Raw genomic sequence first — 18,325 nt, forward strand, 5'->3', positions numbered from 1 at the left:
ACGCGGTTGCCGCTTTCCACAGGCAATCCCCGATACTCTCGGTCCCAACATTCGCCGCGACGATTGGCCAGTGGCATCGCTTGCGGTCACGTCACTCAGGCGGGCAGCCACAGGCACCGTGGGTTGGCATAGAAATGCGAAGGGCCGGAGAGTTTGCGTCTCTCCGGCCCTTCGCTTCAAAACCAATCCGCGTGCCTAGCTGCGGAGCCGTCCCTTACTGCGACGACTGTGTCTCTTCGTCGCCCGATGTCTCGGCAGTCCCCGCATCTTCGGTGGAACTGTCGCCTGCATTGCCCTCGGCTGCCGAGTCCGTGGCACCAGTGACCGCCTCGCCGCCTTCCGGCTGGGCAGTATCGGCGGCGGATTCGCTGTCTCCCTCGACCGCGGACTGTGCCTGGGCGAGGATGGCATCGACGTCGACGCCGACATCCCGCGCGGCACCCGCGACGGCCTGACTTGCTTCACGAACGTTCGCGCGCAGCGGCTCGAGCGAGACGTCCTGGTAGCCTTCCTGCGCCAGCGCATCGGCGAAGCGGTTGAGCTGCTGCTCGGTCTCGCCCAGCGCGGTGAACGCCGTCGTCAAGGGCTCGCGCAGTGTCTCCGGGTCGAAGGCCTCCGCCGCCTCCTGCTGAGCCGCTTCGAGATCCTGGACCTGAGTCTGCAGCGCCTCGTTCTCGGTCTGCGCGGTCTGGAGCTGACCCTCCAGTTCGGTCACGCGCGCAGCATTGTCATCGCCGCAGGCGGTAAGGGTGAGAGCTGTAGCAACCGAAGCTGCAAGGAAAAGAGGTCTCATTGTGGGCGTCCTTCCTGTCTGACCTTAATTGGCGCGCAACGCTCGACACGGAACGGTGCGCATCTCTTGTTGGGCGCAAGAAGGTTTGGGACGTTTCGTTCCGCAAAAACTCAGTGTGCAGCGAACGAATTATTTTGATCGCGCATCGGATCGGATGCGGTGTTGCTGAGCGGCGCTTGGTTATTTCATTCCGCCATGAGCTTAGTGCTGCGCCAGCTCAAGCTGGCTGTATTTCGATGCGCCCCTCTTCGACGGCGAAGCAGGCGACCATGGTCGGGCCGTGCCGGGTCAGTTCCGGCCGCTCGGTGCGACAGCGCTCGTTGGCGTACGGGCAGCGGGGGTTGAAGGAGCAGCCCGGCGGCGGCGCGAAGGGAGACGGCAGTTCACCCGTCAGACGGATCCGCTGACCCTTCGATTTCGGGTCGGTGGCCGGGGTCGCCGAAAGAAGTGCGCGCGTGTAGGGATGCAGCGGATTGGCGTAGAGCGCCTCGACCGGCGCGATCTCGACGGGGCGTCCGAGATACATGACCATGACCCGGTCCGCGACGTGCTTCACGACCGACAAATCGTGGCTGATAAAGATGTAGGTCAGGCCAAGCCGCTCCTGCAGATCGGCGAGGAGGTTCAGGATCTGGGCCTGGATCGACACGTCGAGGGCCGAAACCGGCTCGTCGAGGACGAGGATCTTCGGCTCCATGATGATCGCGCGGGCGATCGCGATGCGCTGGCGCTGACCGCCGGAGAACATGTGAGGATAGCGGCCGTAATGCTCCGGACGCAGGCCCACTTCGGCGAGAGCCTGCTCGGCTTTCTGCCGCCGTTCCGCGGCCGAGAGCTTCGTGTTGATCTTCAGCGGCTCCTCGATGATCGAGCCGACCTTCTGGCGTGGATTGAGCGCGCCATAGGGATTCTGGAAGACGATCTGCACCGTCGAGCGCAGCTTCTTCGCATCGCTCGCGCTGTCGGCCGAAATCTCGACACCGTCGATCGTCAGATGCCCCTCGCTGGGCGTCTCGATCATGGTCAGCATGCGCGCGAGCGTCGACTTTCCGCAGCCCGACTCGCCAACGATCGCGAGCGTCTCGCCTTTCTCGACAACGAAGCTCGCATCTTTGACGGCGCGCAGGCCGAGCGGCTTCTGAAACAGCCCCCGGCGCACCTCGTAGACCTGACTGACATCCTTGGCGGTGACGATGGCGTTCATCAGGCAGCACTCACACTGGCCGGGTCGTTCATGGGATAGTGGCAGAGCGCCTCGCCCAGCGCCGGCGACTGCCGGGGCGGCACGATCGTGCGGCAGCGGTCATCGGCCTTCGGACAGCGCGGGTTGAACAGGCAGCCGTCGGGCCGGTCGCCCTGCCCCGGCACCACACCCGGGATCGTCGGCAGACGCCCCCCAGTCGAGCGTTCGGGGATCGCTGAGAGAAGCGCCGACGTGTAGGGATGGTGCGGCGCGTCGAAGAGGGTCGAGACCGGCTGCCGCTCCACCTGCTGGCCGGCATATTGCACGATGACCCGCTCGGCCGTTTCGGCGATGACGCCCATGTCGTGGGTGATGAGGATCATCGCCATGCCGTGATCCTTCTGGAGCGACAGGAGAAGGTCGAGGATCTGCGCCTGAATGGTGACATCAAGCGCCGTCGTCGGCTCGTCGGCGATCAGGAGCTTGGGATTGCAGGCGGTCGCCATGGCGATCATCACGCGCTGGCTCATGCCGCCGGAAAGCTGGTGCGGAAAGGCCGAGAGCCGTCGCTCGGGCTCCGGCATCCCCACCAGTTCCAGAAGCTCCACGGCCCGGCGCTGCCGCGCCTTGCGATCGAGGTCGGTATGGGCGCGCAGCGCTTCCTTGATCTGGAAGCCGACGGTGAAACACGGATTGAGGCTCGCCACCGGCTCCTGAAAGATCATGGCGATCTCCCGGCCGATGATCTTGCGCCGCTCACGGCCGGACATCGTGCGCATGTCCCGGCCCTCGAAGCTCATCTCGTCGGCGGTCACCGTCGCCGTCGGCGGCAGGAGACCCATGAGTCCCAGCATCGCAACCGACTTGCCGGAGCCGGATTCGCCGACGATGCCGAGCACTTCGCCAGGTTCGACAGTGATGTCGACGCCATCCACTGCCTTGAACGGGCCGGAGGCGGTCTCGAAGGTCACCGAGAGATTGTGGAGGGAAAGAAGGGCCATGATTCGTTGACGTTCAACCTTCGAGCTTTTGGGAGGCCTTGAGCCACGGGTCGGGACAAAGGGGGCATGGCTGCCGGACGGTCGTATCGGACGATGTCATAGGACGCTCCGACGCAGTTCGCCCCATCGGGCTTCGATAACGGAAGCGTAGCGCAGCGGGGACAGGCCATAGGCGCCGGTGGCGTATCCGTCATTGACCTCGACGAGCCGCGTACAGCCGTCATCGCAGACACCGAAGTCCATTGCACACCCGGCTGGTGCCGACCGGTACGCCGCGATGGTTGCGCGAACGAATCCGCTGTCCGGGAAGCATAGCGGGTCGCCTTTATAGTGACGAAAGCCGACGAGATCGCCCCTCAGGACAAAGGCCCGATACTCCGAGACGAACGGAGTTACCTCCGCGCATTCGACGATGAGATCGTCCGCAAGGTGAGCCGTCGCGATCAGATCCTGGAAGGTTCGAAGAACCTGACCATTAAAGAGTTTGGTCGCGGTGGGCAGCGGCTTGATAAACAGGCTTTCGCCCCGCTCGACTGCAGCGCGCGCTTCCGCCATCGACGCTCGCCAGATCGATCGTCGCCCGAAAGCCGCCAGTTCTTCGGGGATCGTCTGGATGACCGGCACAGGGAGTCCCATACGCTGCAGGGCGGCCTGAACAATGCCGATACCGCCGATCACGATACTGTCCTGATCAAGCTCGAGGGCCTCGAACTCCGGCTGTTCGAAAAGGCGAACCTCATCACCCTTTTGCGAAAAGCCGACATAGGCCGCCTGGCGGTTGACCGCAAAATCCGTATCGTCAGGTTTCAGGATGAAGACGGTCAAGCTGAGCGATCCCTGACGCGTCCAATAATGAAGTGGTCTGAAAACACCGCCTTCAACTCCGCTTCATCTTCGGGTCGAGTGCGTCGCGCAGTCCGTCGCCGATCAGATTGATGGCAAGCACCGTCACCAGGATCGCCAGTCCGGGAAAGGTCACCACCCACCAGGCGCCGAGGATGAACTCGCGGGCTTCGGCCAGCATGGTTCCCCATTCCGGCGTGGGCGGCTGTGCGCCCATGCCGAGAAAGCCGAGGGCGGCTGCGTCGAGAATGGCGTTCGAGAACGACAGCGTTGCCTGGACAATCAGCGGGCCCAAGCAATTCGGCAGGATGGTGACGACCATCAGCCGGAGCGGGCTCGCGCCGACGACCTGGGCCGCGGTCACATATTCCCGGCGCTTTTCCGCCATGACTGACGCGCGAGTCAGTCGGACAAAATGCGGCTGAAGGACGAGCGCGATCGCGATCATCGCGTTGGTCAGGCCCGGCCCTAGGATGGCGACGAGCACCAGGGCCAGAAGCAGCGACGGAAAGGCGAGGATCACGTCCATCACCCGCATGATCACCGTGTCCAGCCAGCCGCCGAAATAGCCGGCGACAAGCCCGATCGAGATGCCGACGGTGACCGCAATGACCACGACGACAATACCGATGAAGAGCGAATATCGCGCGCCGAAGAGAAGCCGCGAGAGGACGTCGCGACCGACGGCATCGGTGCCCAGCAGATAGGCCCAGTTGCCGCCGTCCTGCCATACGGGGGGAACCAGCAGCGCGTCGCGGTTCTGCAGGATAGGCGAATAGGGAGCGATCAGGGGCGCCGCGATCGCCGTCAGCACGATCAGAGCGAAGACGATCAGGCCGAGAACGGCACCCTTGTTCTCGGAGAAATAGAACCAGAACTCCTCGAGCATCTGTCGGCGGACGCTCTTTTTCGGGCCACGATCCGGAATGTCGGCGCCCACGCCCTCTTCGGATTCCTGTGCGGAAATATGACTCATGGCGCCGCTCCTTACCGCGTCCGGACGCGCGGATTGATCACCCCGTACAGGAGATCGACCACGAGATTGACGAACATGATGATCATCGCGATCAGCAACAGCCCGCCCTGGACCACCGGGTAGTCGCGCCGGAACACGCTGTCGACCATCCACTTGCCGATGCCCGGCCAGGAAAAGATGGTCTCCGTCAGGATGGCGCCGGCCATAAGCACGCCCACCTGCAAGCCGATGGTCGTTACCACCGGGATCAGGGCGTTACGCAATGCATGGATGCCGATCACACGGCGCGGCGCGAGGCCCTTGGCGCGAGAGGTGCGGACGTAATCCTCGCCGAGCACTTCGAGCATGGCCGAACGGGTCTGCCGCGCGATGACGGCCAGTGGGATGGTTGCGAGCACGACGGATGGCAGGATCAGGTGCGACAGCGCCGAGGTGAAGGCCCCGTCCTGGCCCGACAGGAGACTGTCGATCAGCATGAAACCGGTCACCTGCGGAAAGAAGTAGAGGAGCGAGATGCGCCCGGAGACCGGAGTCCACTGAAGGACGCCGGAGAAGAAGATGATGAGGAGAAGCCCCCACCAGAAAATCGGCATCGAATAGCCGACGAGCGCTGCACCCATCACCGTCTGGTCGAACCAGGAACCCCGCTTGACCGCCGCGAAGACGCCGGCGGGAATGCCGAGCACGATGGCGATGACCATGGCGCAGAAGGCGAGCTCCAGCGTCGCCGGAAAGAGTGTGAAGAACTCCTGGAGAACCGGGCGCTTGGTGGTGATCGACGTGCCGAAATCGCCGGTGACGAGACCGAAAAGGTAATCGAGATACTGGACGACGATCGACCGGTCATAGCCGAATTCGGCCTGAAGCTCGGCATAGCGCTCGGCTGAGACGCCGCGCTCGCCGGCAATCAGCGTGATCGGATCGCCAGGCAGCAGCCGAATGAAGGCGAAGGCCACGATCGACACGCCGATGAAGGTCGGCACGAGAACGAGGACGCGGGAAAAGAAGAAACGAAGCATGACGCGAGGAGACCAGACCGTCGTCAGAGCAAAGTCGAAACTGCGCCAGAGCGCGAGAACACGAGCGGCACAGCCGCGTTCGGAGGCCGCGGCCCATGGGACCGCGCTACTCTCTCGCCCTGAAAGCCGCCGAACATTTCATGCGGCGGCCCAAATGCAATGAGAGGCGGAGGGCCATCGCCCCCCGCCCGCCTCATCAACAGGCTTGCAACCTCACTCGGAGAGGTCGACACCCTCGAAGCTGTGGCCGCCGAGCGGATCCATCTTGTAGCCGGTGACATTCTCGGACATCGGCATGTGGACGACCGAATGGGCGATCGTCGCCCAAGGCGCTTCACGCTTGAAGACGACCTGAGCCTCCTCGTAGAGCTCGGCACGCTCTTCCTGCGAACCGCTCTTCGCCTTCATGATCAGGTCGTTGAACTCCTCATTGCACCACTGGGCGCGATTGGAGCCGCCGACGCCGTCGCAACCGAGAAGAACGGCGAGGAAGTTGTCCGGGTCGCCATTGTCGCCGGTCCAGCCCAGCAGCACGGCGCCGTCGCGATCCTCGGCCTTGGAGCGCTCGAGATACTCGCCCCATTCGTAGGAGACGACCTCGGCGGTCACGCCGACCTGCGAAAGGTCGTTCTGGATCAGCTCAGCCATGCGCCGGGCATTCGGATTGTAGGGCCGCGCAACGGGCATCGCCCAGATCTTCATCGAGAGATCCTCGACGCCCGCCTCGTCCAGCATCTGCTTCGCCGCTTCGGGATCGTACGGATCGTCTTCGACGGCTTCGTTGTAGGACCACATCGTCGGCGGGATCGGGTTCTTGGCCACCTGTCCGGCGCCCTGGAACACGGCGTCGATGATCGCCTCCTTGTTGATCGCCATGTTCAAGGCCTTGCGGACCTTCGGATCGTCAAAAGGCTCGACCTTGGTGTTATAGGCGAGATAGCCGACGTTCAGTCCCTCCTGCTCCATGACCTCGAGACTGTCGTTCGACTTGAGGCTTTCGACGTCGGCCGGGTTCGGATAAGGCATGATCTGGCATTCGCCGGCGAGAAGCCGCTGCTGGCGAACCGAAGTCTCCGGCGTGATCGCGAAGACGAGATCATCGATCGCCTGCTGGCCCTTCCAGTATTCGGGATGGGCCTGATAGCGGATCACGGCGTCCGGCTGATAGGCGACGAACTTGAACGGGCCTGTGCCGACCGGCTGCTGGTTGAGCGCCGATTCATTCCCGGCCTCGGCGAGCTGATCAGCATACTCCTTCGACATGATCGAAGCGAAGTCCATCGCAAGATTGGCGACGAAGGGAGCCTCCGGACGGTTCAGGGTGAACTTCACTGTCAGATCGTCGACCTTCTCGATCGACTTCAACAGATCCGGCATCGACATGCCGTTGAAGTACTCCCAGCTCGCACCGTCCACATACGAGTGGAACGGATTGTCGTCCTTCCACTGCCGATTGAAAGAGAACAGGACGTCGTCGGCATTCAACGGCCGCGAGGGCGTGAAGAAGTCCGTCGAATGAAACTGGACGTCCGGCCGGAGCTTGAAGGTGTACTCGAGGCCGTCGTCGGAGACCTCCCAGCTTTCCGCCAGCCCCGGCTCGAGTTCCGTCGTGCCTGGAACGAACTGGACGAGGCGGTTGTAGACCGGCTTGGACGAAGCGTCGAAGGTCGTGCCGGCGGTGTAGAGCGCCGGGTCGAAGCCTTCAGGCGAGCCCTCCGAGCAATACACGAGCGTCTTGGCCGACGCCGCGCCGCCCAGAGCAAGCGTCAGCGCCGTCGCGGCGAGAAGCCGGGTCATTGATTTCATGAAGGGTGCCTCCTGTCAGGATGTTAGCGGGTCTTCCGTCCGCTGAATGATCCCATCGGAGCGTGTTTGGGCCTTCATGGCAAGTCGATTTTTGACCAGTCATTCAAAAACAATTCGGGGCGCCTCCGTCTTCGCCCCGGCGGAATCGAGTTCGGCGAGAACCTGCGCCGCGATGTCGCGGTAGGATTTCGCATGGGGACCATCCGGCTCCACGGCCACGACAGGACGCCCGGAATCGGAACTCTCGCGAATCGCCATTTCGATCGGCACCTCGCCCAAGAATGGGACGCCAAGCCGTTCGGCCTCGGATTTCGCGCCGCCATGGCCGAAAATGTCATAGCGCTTGCCGGTATCGGGAGCCACGAAATAGCTCATGTTTTCGACGATACCGAGAACCGGCACGTCCACCTTGCGGAACATGGCGAGGCCCTTGCGGGCGTCGATCAAGGCCAGGTCCTGCGGCGTCGAAACGATCACGGCGCCTGCAAGCGGCACCTGCTGTGCCATGGTCAGCTGCGCGTCGCCCGTTCCCGGCGGCATGTCGACGACGAGAATGTCGAGCTCGCCCCATTCGACCTCGCGCAGCATCTGGGTGAGCGCCGACATGACCATCGGTCCGCGCCAGATCATCGGCGTTTCCTCGTCGACCAGAAGTCCCATGGACATGGCCTTGAGGCCGTAGGCTTCGAGCGGAATGATCGTGCGGCCGCCCGCCGAACTCGGCTTGTCCCGGAGCGCCAGAAGCTTGGGGATGGAAGGGCCGTAAATGTCCGCGTCGAGGATGCCGACCTTCAGACCGAGAGCCGACAGGCCGAGCGCCAGATTGACGGCCGTGGTCGACTTGCCGACGCCGCCCTTGCCCGATGCCACGGCGATGATCTTCTCGATGCCCGGGACGCCGGCCTTGCCCGGCCCCTGTCGGCGACCCTGCGGGGCGGCGGGCCCCTGCCCCTGCGGGGGTGCGGAGGGACGAGGCGCGCTCTGCCGCGGGGCCGAACTGCCGGCGGTCTTCTCAGCCGTCAACGCAACCATCGCCTTGGTGACGCCGTCGAGCGTGGCGACCTGCTGTTCGATGCGACGACAGAAGGGCTCGAAGAGCTGAGCCTGATCAGCGGGAACGGTCAGCGAGAAGAACGCCTTGCCATCGGCAATGAAGATGTCGGAGACGATTCCGCGCGAGACGACGTCCTGCTTGCCGTCCGGGGCCTCCATGGTCTTCAGGATTTCGAGAATGCGCGTCTTCAATTCGTCTGCCAAAGCGGGAACTCCACGATCATCTGGATCTTGCGGCCATCGTCGCAGTGGCCGTCTGCAAATGCTGCGCCAGATATGGCCATCCTGCCGAGGATTTCAGCCACATGGGTATCGACGCAAGCAAAGAGACGGCAATTTTTACGCCCACCGTTTCCGACAGCCGCCTGTCGCCTAGACTACGTTGCACCAGACAGGCCATTGCATGAGACCGAATGTTCGCCGACCCGCGTGAGTGTGATGATGAAATCCGATCAAGCGAGTGAACCGCAGGCCGCGCCGCGAGGCCCCGCCGGTTCCGAAGGCGCGAAAGACGGCTCCCCCGGGCCTGCAGCAGCTCCGGGGCTCTTGCAGCCCGTCGACGAGCACAGCAGAGAATTGGCAAGATCGTTGCTACGCGCCGCACGGGATGGTGCGCTGGCCGTCAAGCGACCATCCGACGGCGTTCCGGCCGCGAGCCGGACGCTTTTGGCGACGGACTTCCTGGGCCGCCCCGTGATCCTGATTTCGGGCCTGTCCCTGCACAGCCAGGCACTGGAGGCGGACGCGCGATGCTCGATCCTCGTCGGGCGAACCGGGAAGGGCGATCCCCTCGCCCATCCCCGGATGACGATCTTCGCAACCGCCCGGGCCGTGCCACGAGATGCACCGGAGTTCGCGGAACTGCGTGAGCGGTTCCTCGACCGCCATCCGAAGGCCGAGCTCTATGTCGACTTTCCCGATTTCCGCTTCATGCGGCTCGAGCCGATGGACGCGTTACTGAATGGCGGCTTCGGGAAAGCCTATGAACTTTCAGCCAGCGATCTTCTCGACGAAGCGGAACCCAACCTGCCCGCAGCCGCCAAGCGCGCCCGCGACCACATGAACGAAGACCATGGCGATGCGGTCGATGCGATCGCCGCGCGGCATGGCGCGAGCGAGACAGGATGGAAAATCGCCACGGTCGACCGGCGCGGTTTCGAGGTCGCGCGGCGCGACCAGCTTCTAAGGGTGGAGTTCCTTTCCGACCCCGCCGGCGAAAGCGGTTATCGGAAAGCCTTCGTCGAACTCCTCCGCGCCCGATCGGACTAGCCCATTCTCAAAGTCGCCTCCGGTCCGCGAGCCGATCGCCAACCCAGTCAGAGGTCTCGAGGCACTGCCGACATTACAGGTCATAGCCTTCCGGGCAATCGGCAACGAAGCGCCTGCTCGTTCCGGCGCGGCGGTAGACGCAGCGCCCGGGCGAGGTTGCCGACTGACCGATGACCGTATCGCCGGGCTCCACCACTGGCGCCGGCACCTGACCAAGCTGATAGGGCGAGGTTTCTGCGCTCTCCAAGCCGAACACGGCACCGAAGACCGGTGGCAGCTGTCCATTGGAACTCGTGCAGCCACTCATGCCGAGTAAAGCGCCGAAAAGAGCGACGAGGATCGACGCGCGATGCATTTTGGCCGTTGTGTCGCCCTTCAAAGCTGTTCCCCTCCATCAAGACATCCCGAAGCCAACAAAAAAAGCCCCGCCTTTGCAAAGCGGGGCTGTCTCGTCATCCTGCGCCAGTCTGGCCAACGGCGCCAAGGGTCGATTAGTAACCGGCCGGGCACTCGTCCACATAGACGTTGCCGTAACGGTCGCGATAGCGGCAATAGCCTTCCCGCTGGTTGGAGCGGCCGATGACGTTACCGGCAACAGCGCCCACGCCAGCACCGATCGCCGCGCCAACAAGCGTCGATTCAGTGTCGCCGCCGGCGAGCTGGCCGATGCCGGCACCGATCGCACCGCCCGCAAGCGCGCCGGTGCCGGTCGCGCGATCTTCGGCGGTGCATCCAGCCGCAACAACCGTCAACGCGGTGACGATGGCGATCGAAGTTTTACGAAACATGTGCTATCTCACTTTTACTCGTGATGTCCCCAATGCCTACACTATAGGCATTTGAAATGTCCTGCCACCCTGCGCGGCCCAAGAACTCCACAGGAAACGCCTGTCTGACCACCGTTCAGCGTGCAGCGACGAGTTGCGGCTCGGCGTCGAATGTGATCTTCAGCCGTCCCGAGGGCGTGATCGACCAGTCGAGCGTCGCCGATTGCTCGAAGACTTCCTCGCTCACTTCCTTGCAGGCTCCGAAGACGCGCTCGTCGGTCGACCCGCTCATCCGGATCTGGATGGGCAAATCGCGACGGCATTCCGCGACGTTCTCATAGGCTGGAACCGGTACGGGGACTTCCTTACACACGGAAATGTCGCCCGAGCATCCGACCAGCAACATGAATGCAGCAATGTGTTCCATGTTCACCTCTCCTGTGTCGCTCAAATGCCTCAAACTTGCCTTAGTTCCGTGCCGACATGGATCGCTATGTCACGTTCGCGTGAACCTTACTAAGCGTAAACCATTTCCACGTGGCGGCAAGCGCCATTTCAGCCTGCGGTTAATGATGCCCGCGGAGGCAGTTGCGTTTCCGGCTCTGGGCCGGGTCCCGAATTGCAGTGTGGAAATGCCAGAGTGGTTTTTTGAAGCTGGCTAGCGCTGGATTTCAGTCCTGCGGCGCAGGACGTCGCACGGCGGCGACCTCTCCAGGTGAGCCCTCAGTGAGACCGGTCGCGCTATTCCGGCGCACGGATCCTCGACCGATCCGCTTCGGACCTTCACTGCACACATGTGGGATAGGAATGGGGAGCGACCGTTCAGGACGAAGCGGTGGCTCTACTTCTTGTCGGACCCAGCTTGGGATTGCGCGCCTTCCGAGCCCGGCACGATGACCTCGTATTGCGATTCCGGAACGACAAGCGTGTAGCGGATGCCCTCTGGCAGATATTCCAGCTTGGCTTCACCACCCACGGCGTTCGGAACGATACGCTCCAAGGTCGACGTTCCAAAGCGCGCGTCGCGCTCGGCTTTCACGCGGGGGCCATTGCGCTCCTGCCAGACGACCACGAGAGCCTCCTCGCCATTCCGCTCCTCGAAGCGTGCTCGAATGGCGACCATTCCGCCCGGAACCGACAAGGACCCATAGGACGCCGCATTAACCGCGAGCTCGTGAAGCGCCAGTCCGACATGCAGCGACGCTGTCGGCGAGAGATAGACGTCGACCGGATCGAAATCGATCTGCTGCAGTCCTTCGGGCGCGTAGCGTTCGACCTGCATGGTCACGAGGCTGGCGAGGTCGGCACCGCGCCAGTCGGCGTCGGTCACAATATCCTGGGAATAGGACAGCGACTGGATACGCCCTCGGAACCGCACGAGGAATTCCGGCACGGTCAGGGAGTGACGCGCGGTCTGGCTCGCGAGGCTCTGAATGATGGCAAGCAGATTTTTCGAGCGATGGGACAACTCCCGAAGAAGCGTGCGCAAGGTCTCTTCGCGTCGTTTCTGATCGGTGATGTCGAAGGAGGTGCCGATGATCCCGCAGATCTGACCGTTCTCGTCCCGGTCCACATCGACGCAGATATCAAACCAGCGAACGCTGGTTCCGCGGCTGATCGACATTTCATAGCGGATCGAGCGGTGCGTCTCCAGCACCTGGCGCTTCATCTCTGTCGAGCGTTCGGCAGCGGCGCCCGAAAGAATGTCGGCGTCGACACTTCCCTCACGAGCCTCGGCCAGCCATGAACGACCGGCATTGCATACCCAAGAGTATCGCAAGTCCAAATCTTGCGTGAACACGGACATCTCCGTGTTTCCGATCGCCCGCAAGACTTTCTTTGCCAACATTTCGCGACACTCAAACTCGATGAAGGCAGCTGCCTGACCCTGCCAATTGCCATGCCTCTCTTCTTGAAACGCGACAGGGCAGCCGCTGATCTGGTTCATGACCATGCATGCGGTTCACGAGACAGCCCAAAGCCAATGCGGCCGGACGAAGGAAGTTCCGTAGCCGCGACCGAAAACACCCTGCCCGACCTGTCTCGCCGCGGCGGTATCGGCCAGCCCGCTCCGCTTCAGTGCTTTCGGGACGCGCAGCAAGCCGACTTCCCTGAGAGGCCCGCGTGAGCGGGGTCACCGGCTGGCGTTCCCCGTCATCAGTCAGGCCGCGGCCTTGTTATCGCTCTCGAAGAAAAGCGCCTGGCTGATCAGGGCCTTGACCATGTCCGGATTGAACGGCTTCGTCACCAGGAAGGTCGGCTCCGGCCGCTCGCCCGTCAACAGACGCTCCGGAAAGGCGGTGATGAAGATGACCGGGACAGAGACTTTCGAGAGGATATCGTTCACCGCGTCGATCCCCGAACTTCCGTCGGCCAACTGAATATCAGCCAGGACCATTCCCGGGCTCTGCTCGTCAAATAAGGAGAGCGCTTCCTTGTGGGTCCTTGCGATGCCGGTCACCCGATGACCGAGGCTTTCGACCATCTGCTCGATGTCCATCGCGATCAGCGGCTCGTCCTCGATGATCATGATGTCGGTGGAAACCTGCCGCCCGATATCCGAGCCCGCCTGATCGATCATCTCCGAGAAGCGCGCCTCGTCGACGTTAAGGATCAATGCCGCTTCCTCGGTCGTGAACCCTTCCACCGCGACGAGCAGGAATGCCTGACGCGGGAGCGGCGCGATGGCCTTTAAATTCTTAGCCGCCTTCTCTTCCCAGGCCGAGGTCGCAAGATCTTCCCGGATATTGACGTCCAGAGACTGCCAGAGCGACGAAAACAACTTGTACAAAGAGATACGCGGAGACTGATCTTCCGGGAACAAGGACGGATCGGCGATCAACGCCTCCAAGACCGCCGCAACATAGGCATCACCACTGGCCTGCGAACCCGTTAAAGCCCGAGAATAGCGACGCAGGTATGGAATATGCGGCGCTATGCGGGATGACATTGACATTGAGTTCCCCTCACGTCCAACGAACAACACATTGAGACAATCGCCTTAACGCCGTCAGCTCCGGCCAGTTCCCATACACGGTGTGGAACCGGCGGCCCGGCGAGAAGTTTCCGCCTAAATGGTGCAAAGGCACCGTCCTGTGAAGCCCTCGGGGAATTTTGCAGGTTTCTCGACGACTCGGGTTGCGGGATCGGGTTTTGCGGTTATCTCTTGTGGCGTCTGCTGTTTTCAGGCCGAGTGTGAATGAACCGTGTACCAAGATTTCGCCGTGGCGGCGAGCGAAAGCAGGATCGAGACTGTCGATGAGCGATCGCGAGAAGGATAAGGACGTGCAGTCAAGCCAACCCCAGCGATCTCAGGCGCCCGCCTCCGGTGGAGGTGGTGGTGTGCAGGCGGCGATCGGCAAGCAGCTCAAGGCCTACTACGATGATGTGGCGAGCGAGCCCGTTCCGGACCGTTTTCTGACTTTGCTCGATGCGCTCGACAAAGCAGAGTCCGCCTCGAAATCGTCCAGCCGGGAGTAATTCATTCCATGAGTGAACAGGCTGATTTCCGTCGCGAGTTGATCGGGATCATCCCGAACCTGCGTGCCTTCGCAACCTCGCTTACGGGTTCCTACGATCGGGCCGACGACCTCGTGCAGGAAACGCTGGTCAAAGCGTGGGACAAGCAGAGCACGTTCCAGCCCGGAACCAACATGAAGGCTTGGCTGTTCACGATTCTGCGCAACGAGTTCTACACGCAGATGCGCAAGAAGGGCCGCGAAGTGCAGGATGTGGACGGCGTGCACGCGATGCAGCTGGCCGGCCATCCGGAGCAGCAGGGTCACCTCGATCTACAGGATTTTCGGCGCGCTCTCGACCTCCTTCCGGATGACCAGCGCGAGGCGCTGATCCTGATCGGAGCCTCGGGGTTCTCTTACGAAGAGGCCGCCGAGATCTGCAAATGCGCGGTCGGAACCATCAAGAGCCGGGTCTCCCGCGCAAGGACGCGGATCGCCGAAATCCTTGGCGTCGAAGGCGACGGGGACTACGGGCCGGATTCGATCGCGTCCCAGATTATCGGCGTCGCGCCGGCAGCCTGAATATTTTCGCCCTCGTTACGGTCAGCATCGGAACCACCTCGCAGTCGCGGCGGTTTACCGATCACATGGCCGGGCGACAAAACGCCGCTTCCCCAAAGCGGCCGAGTGCCACGACCAGCGAGACTGAACAGCAAACGGAAAATCCATGACATCGGAAGAGATGGGCGACACCCCAAACGTCAATCCCGCAGGCGGATCCCCCCATACCCCGGGAAAGGATCCGAAGACGCAAGCCGACCGCGCCAATGTCGAGGCGCAACTGAGCCGGCTGCGCGAAGATGTGGCGTCTCTCACCGAAGCGGTGAAGTCGATGGCGACGCACGGAGCACAGGACGTCCGTCGTCAGGCTTTCGCCTTGGGCGACGACGTCAAGGAGCGCGGCGAGTACTATGTTCGCCAAGCCCAGGACGCAGCGGCGGACCTTGAGGAAGAGGTTAGCGAGAAGATCCGTGCCGAGCCGATCAAGAGCGTGCTGATCGCCGCTGGTATCGGCTATCTGTACGCGCGTCTCTTCCGGTAGTCCCTGATGTTTTGGCAGATGGTCGCCAAATTGGTGACAGGCGAGGCCGGCGTCTATCTCGCGCGGATGCGTCGGCTTGCCGGGCTATACGTCATTTTGGCGATCCTCGGGCTCTTGATCGTCGGCTTTCTGATGGGCGCGCTTTACGTCTACATCGCAAGCCTCGTCGGTCCGTTGGCCGCGTCGCTCATTTTCGCGGCAGCGTTCTTCGTTCTGGCGATCATCACCTACGCGATGACGATCGTCGTGCGTCGTCCGCCTCGCAAGCGGGCGGACGACAGGCTTGAACGCGACATTGCGTCGATTGCCGGTGTGGCGGCCCTGTCCAACGCCCCGCTGCTCTTCCAGTCGGCCCGTCGAAACAAGAAGCTCCTGCTTATCCCGGCCATGGGTGCCGTCGGCTGGGCCGTCTGGCGGGCGTTCACTTCGTACCGCCACCGCGACGAGTTTTAGGCAGCGTCAAAGCTCCCTCATGCCCTGCTGGATCGCGATGCCGGCGGGGCGGATAAGCGGCGGGGTACCGGCCCTCACGCGCGGCTCTTCTGGGCGACACGCCCGTGGTTCGTTCACAACTTCTCGGGCCTTCGTGGCTCTGGGCTTCGGGCGATCTCAAATGGCATCCGTGCACGACAGTTCCGCCGACATCGGCGGAAGGAAGATCTTAACGTCGAAACATCCGCCCTTAGATGTGGGCTGTTCGCTTGTCTTGGTGCCCCGCCCGAGCCCATTGGATGGCAAGCCGTCTTTTATCGTTTGCCACGACCTGAACAGGTTTTGCGGTCATTCGCCGCAGTGGGAACGGGCGCCAGTCCTCTCTCGTTATTCTCACGACAAAGGCGAACCTTCGGGCGTGACACCAAGCGTGCCGTAAGCCGCCAAGACGGACTTCCGTGTGCCCCTTCAAAGGCGCGACGACAGTTCGGCAAAGCAATCCACTTCTCGTGACGTGACAGACACGGCGGAACGGCCGCCGAACCACGTCGCCAAGAGGTCAGTGAGGAGATAACCCATGACCAAAATGAACGAAACCGAAGCACGACAGGGCCAGAAGGGGACCCCGATCCTGATGATCCTGGTGGCCGGCCTCGCGCTCTGCGCCATCGTCTTCGTCGGCCTTGGACTCTATGGCTGGGCAATGCCGGATGCCACCCTGACCGGCGGCGGCACGAGTTCGGTCGAAGTCCAGACCGCGCCTGGCGATGTCGGCTCGACGAACGATACGGTCGTCTCGCCCGATGCACCGGCACCGTCGGACGGCTGATCGACCAGCCGCAGAGGGCGGCTGACGAATGGAGGCCGGGTAGCGACCAGATTTGGCTCTGGCACGCTCCTCGGCCTTTTCTTCGTCCGGCACCCGATCAGGGCGCAGACACCCCTTTTCGCTTCGCGGCCGCAGCAGTGCCCCGGATCCTAGAACACGCATTCGAAATGATCGAGCAACTCCCCATGGCAGCAAAGAATCAAAACGACGCCAACCCGTCCCTGAAGAATCCCGAGACCTACGAAAGCCTGCGAGAAGACGGCTACTCGAAGGAAAAAGCCGCGCGCATTTCGAATGCGCAAGCCAACTCCAATCAACATCCCTCACGGCGCGGCGGTGAAAATCCCGCCTACGAGAAATGGACGAAGGAGGAACTCTACGGGCGAGCCCAGGAACTGGAGATCGAAGGGCGCTCCGACATGACGAAGGAAGAACTGATCGACGCCCTTCGATCCTGATGATCGCGACCGGAGCGCAGTACGGCGACTATCATGCAGGTCTTTCGGCCATTCAGCCTCGATAGGCTTCCCGACCGCCGACCTCTGCCGTTTCCAGCACCGGACTATCGGTGAGATAGGTCGCCTCGCTCGGCACGAGAACCTTGAGCGCCAGCGGCTTGATCTCGACGACCGAAAGCGCGTCGAGGACATCGAGTTCGCCATCGCGGACCGCACGGTTGGCGTGGGTCTTGCCATTGTAGGCCAGTTCGACCCGCTGGGCCGTCTTCACGATCAGATCCGGATTCTCGCGCCACTTTCCCATCAGGATATCGAGCGTCAGCTTGGTCACCCGAGGCAGGCTTCGTTCCGTGCAGATGTAGACGCCCAATGCACCGCCCTTCGGGTTGTCCGCGAACGGCAGGTGCCCGGGTCCGTAAAGATTGTTGGAGACGGCAATGGCGGAACAGGTCAGCCGCTCGACCCGGCCGTCGATATTGATGACGAGCTCGACCTTGGGCAGTCTGCGCAGCGCCAGAGAGACCGCACGTGTCGTAGCCCACATCTTGCCGAAGCGTGAGCGATAGTTGATGCGCTCGCGCAGCCGTACCATGCGGGCATGCAGGCCGGTGGCATACTGGTGGATGAAAGGCTGGCCATTGACCGAGCCCACGTCTACCGGCGTCACCTCGCCCGCCGCCAAAGCCTGAACCGCGGCATGCAAGTCCAGCGGTATCTGGAGCGTGCGCGAAAACAGGTTCATCGTGCCCGCCGGCAGAATGCCGAGGGCGATATCGCGGTCCGTCAGCGTGGCTGCAGCCGCCGAAACCGTACCGTCGCCCCCGCCGACCAGCAGAACATCGATGTCCTCGCGTTCCGCCCCCGCCTCGATCGCGCCGACGATGTCCCCGCCCGCGACGATCTCGACCGAGACCTCATGTCCCTGAACCTGGAACTCGTCGCGGATGAAGCGCGAGAGTTCGTCGAGATCGGCGGTCTTGAGGGTTCCGCCGTCGCGGTTCAGCAGGGCGAGTATATGCATGATCGCAAGCCATTGTCCGGTGGGCCGGTTCAGAGCCTTCTTGCTCCGGTTCGGCCAGAAGTGCCAGGGCACAAGATGGGACGGCGAAGCTTCGGGTCAGGTCGGCGGTCTGCAAAAAACGAAAAAAACTTGGTTTCGATCCCGCAGTCGACGCGGGTGCGCGGCACCGTAGCCTTCGCCTCCTGCCTCCAAGAGCAGACGACACACCGATAGCTGCCCCAAGAAAAACCGGGCATGTGCGTGTCGCTTCCCGCCGGTGCGCCCTAGATCGCCGAACGGGCACATGGCGGTCAGCCAGTGAGCGCCAGGTGAATA

21 protein-coding genes are annotated in these 18,325 nt (G+C 62.6%); 7 read left to right on the forward strand and 14 right to left on the reverse strand.

The features are described 5' to 3' along the window. Nucleotides 1–214: 214 nt before the first annotated feature. From MF134_RS02615 to MF134_RS02650, 8 genes are all read right to left on the reverse strand, one after another. Entirely contained in the window at nt 215–793 is a 579-nt protein-coding gene (locus MF134_RS02615) for a hypothetical protein (RefSeq protein WP_255337823.1), read from the reverse strand. A gap of 217 nt (nt 794–1,010) precedes the next feature. After that, nucleotides 1,011–2,000 carry an ABC transporter ATP-binding protein gene (locus tag MF134_RS02620; RefSeq protein WP_304363606.1) on the reverse strand — a complete coding sequence of 330 codons (990 nt, stop codon included), beginning with the start codon at nt 1,998–2,000 and terminating at the stop codon, nt 1,011–1,013. Beyond that, entirely contained in the window at nt 1,997–2,977 is a 981-nt protein-coding gene (locus MF134_RS02625) for an ABC transporter ATP-binding protein (RefSeq protein ID WP_255337825.1), read from the reverse strand. Before MF134_RS02625 ends, MF134_RS02620 begins: the two co-directional genes overlap by 4 nt. 96 nt (nt 2,978–3,073) lie before the next feature. After that, nucleotides 3,074–3,655 (reverse strand): ATP-grasp domain-containing protein, encoded by a 582-nt coding sequence (locus MF134_RS02630; protein ID WP_369695401.1) that lies wholly within the window; start codon nt 3,653–3,655, stop codon nt 3,074–3,076. Between the two features lie 199 nt (nt 3,656–3,854). After that, nucleotides 3,855–4,709 carry an ABC transporter permease subunit gene (locus tag MF134_RS02635; RefSeq protein WP_255338016.1) on the reverse strand — a complete coding sequence of 285 codons (855 nt, stop codon included), beginning with the start codon at nt 4,707–4,709 and terminating at the stop codon, nt 3,855–3,857. 98 nt (nt 4,710–4,807) lie between these two features. Next, entirely contained in the window at nt 4,808–5,815 is a 1,008-nt protein-coding gene (locus tag MF134_RS02640; RefSeq protein ID WP_255337827.1) for an ABC transporter permease subunit, read from the reverse strand. A 213-nt stretch (nt 5,816–6,028) separates the two neighbouring features. Next, nucleotides 6,029–7,621 (reverse strand): ABC transporter substrate-binding protein, encoded by a 1,593-nt coding sequence (locus MF134_RS02645; protein WP_255337828.1) that lies wholly within the window; start codon nt 7,619–7,621, stop codon nt 6,029–6,031. Nucleotides 7,622–7,720: 99 nt separating this feature from the next. Continuing rightward, complete coding sequence (locus tag MF134_RS02650) at nt 7,721–8,878, reverse strand: Mrp/NBP35 family ATP-binding protein (protein WP_255337829.1); 1,158 nt, start codon at nt 8,876–8,878, stop codon at nt 7,721–7,723. A 372-nt stretch (nt 8,879–9,250) separates the two neighbouring features. Here MF134_RS02650 and MF134_RS02655 point away from each other — a divergent pair, with 372 nt between their 5' ends. After that, entirely contained in the window at nt 9,251–9,943 is a 693-nt protein-coding gene (locus MF134_RS02655) for a HugZ family pyridoxamine 5'-phosphate oxidase (protein WP_255337830.1), read from the forward strand. Between the two features lie 73 nt (nt 9,944–10,016). Here the strand turns inward: MF134_RS02655 and MF134_RS02660 are convergent, their stop codons facing one another. The 5 genes from MF134_RS02660 to MF134_RS02680 form a co-directional block, all read right to left on the reverse strand. Beyond that, nucleotides 10,017–10,298, reverse strand: a complete 282-nt coding sequence (locus MF134_RS02660; RefSeq protein WP_255337831.1) for a hypothetical protein — start codon at nt 10,296–10,298, stop codon at nt 10,017–10,019. Nucleotides 10,299–10,434: 136 nt separating this feature from the next. After that, nucleotides 10,435–10,731 (reverse strand): glycine zipper domain-containing protein, encoded by a 297-nt coding sequence (locus MF134_RS02665; protein WP_255337832.1) that lies wholly within the window; start codon nt 10,729–10,731, stop codon nt 10,435–10,437. A 115-nt stretch (nt 10,732–10,846) separates the two neighbouring features. Beyond that, nucleotides 10,847–11,137, reverse strand: a complete 291-nt coding sequence (locus MF134_RS02670) for a hypothetical protein (protein WP_255337833.1) — start codon at nt 11,135–11,137, stop codon at nt 10,847–10,849. Nucleotides 11,138–11,551: 414 nt separating this feature from the next. Beyond that, a complete protein-coding gene (locus MF134_RS02675) occupies nt 11,552–12,517 on the reverse strand; it encodes a PAS domain-containing sensor histidine kinase (RefSeq protein ID WP_255337834.1) in 966 nt (321 codons plus the stop codon). A gap of 354 nt (nt 12,518–12,871) precedes the next feature. Continuing rightward, the gene (locus MF134_RS02680; RefSeq protein ID WP_255338017.1) at nt 12,872–13,666 is read right to left on the reverse strand and encodes a response regulator; all 795 of its coding nucleotides are present in this window, start codon (nt 13,664–13,666) and stop codon (nt 12,872–12,874) included. 302 nt (nt 13,667–13,968) lie between these two features. Between MF134_RS02680 and MF134_RS02685 the strand changes: the two genes are divergently transcribed. The 6 genes from MF134_RS02685 (at nt 13,969) to MF134_RS02710 (ending at nt 16,989) form a co-directional block, all read left to right on the forward strand. After that, entirely contained in the window at nt 13,969–14,190 is a 222-nt protein-coding gene (locus MF134_RS02685) for a NepR family anti-sigma factor (RefSeq protein WP_255337835.1), read from the forward strand. Nucleotides 14,191–14,198: 8 nt separating this feature from the next. Then, nucleotides 14,199–14,750, forward strand: coding sequence for a sigma-70 family RNA polymerase sigma factor (locus tag MF134_RS02690; protein ID WP_255337836.1), 552 nt, complete (start codon nt 14,199–14,201; stop codon nt 14,748–14,750). Between the two features lie 145 nt (nt 14,751–14,895). Beyond that, entirely contained in the window at nt 14,896–15,270 is a 375-nt protein-coding gene (locus MF134_RS02695; protein ID WP_255337837.1) for a DUF883 family protein, read from the forward strand. A gap of 6 nt (nt 15,271–15,276) precedes the next feature. Then, the gene (locus tag MF134_RS02700; protein ID WP_255337838.1) at nt 15,277–15,723 is read left to right on the forward strand and encodes a hypothetical protein; all 447 of its coding nucleotides are present in this window, start codon (nt 15,277–15,279) and stop codon (nt 15,721–15,723) included. A 556-nt stretch (nt 15,724–16,279) separates the two neighbouring features. Then, entirely contained in the window at nt 16,280–16,531 is a 252-nt protein-coding gene (locus MF134_RS02705) for a hypothetical protein (RefSeq protein ID WP_255337839.1), read from the forward strand. Between the two features lie 185 nt (nt 16,532–16,716). Then, nucleotides 16,717–16,989, forward strand: coding sequence for a DUF7218 family protein (locus tag MF134_RS02710; RefSeq protein WP_255337840.1), 273 nt, complete (start codon nt 16,717–16,719; stop codon nt 16,987–16,989). Nucleotides 16,990–17,041: 52 nt separating this feature from the next. Here the strand turns inward: MF134_RS02710 and MF134_RS02715 are convergent, their stop codons facing one another. After that, complete coding sequence (locus MF134_RS02715; RefSeq protein WP_255337841.1) at nt 17,042–18,010, reverse strand: diacylglycerol/lipid kinase family protein; 969 nt, start codon at nt 18,008–18,010, stop codon at nt 17,042–17,044. Nucleotides 18,011–18,325 lie beyond the last annotated feature (315 nt).

Source organism: Jiella marina (assembly GCF_024359545.1).
GTDB lineage: Bacteria > Pseudomonadota > Alphaproteobacteria > Rhizobiales > Rhizobiaceae > Jiella.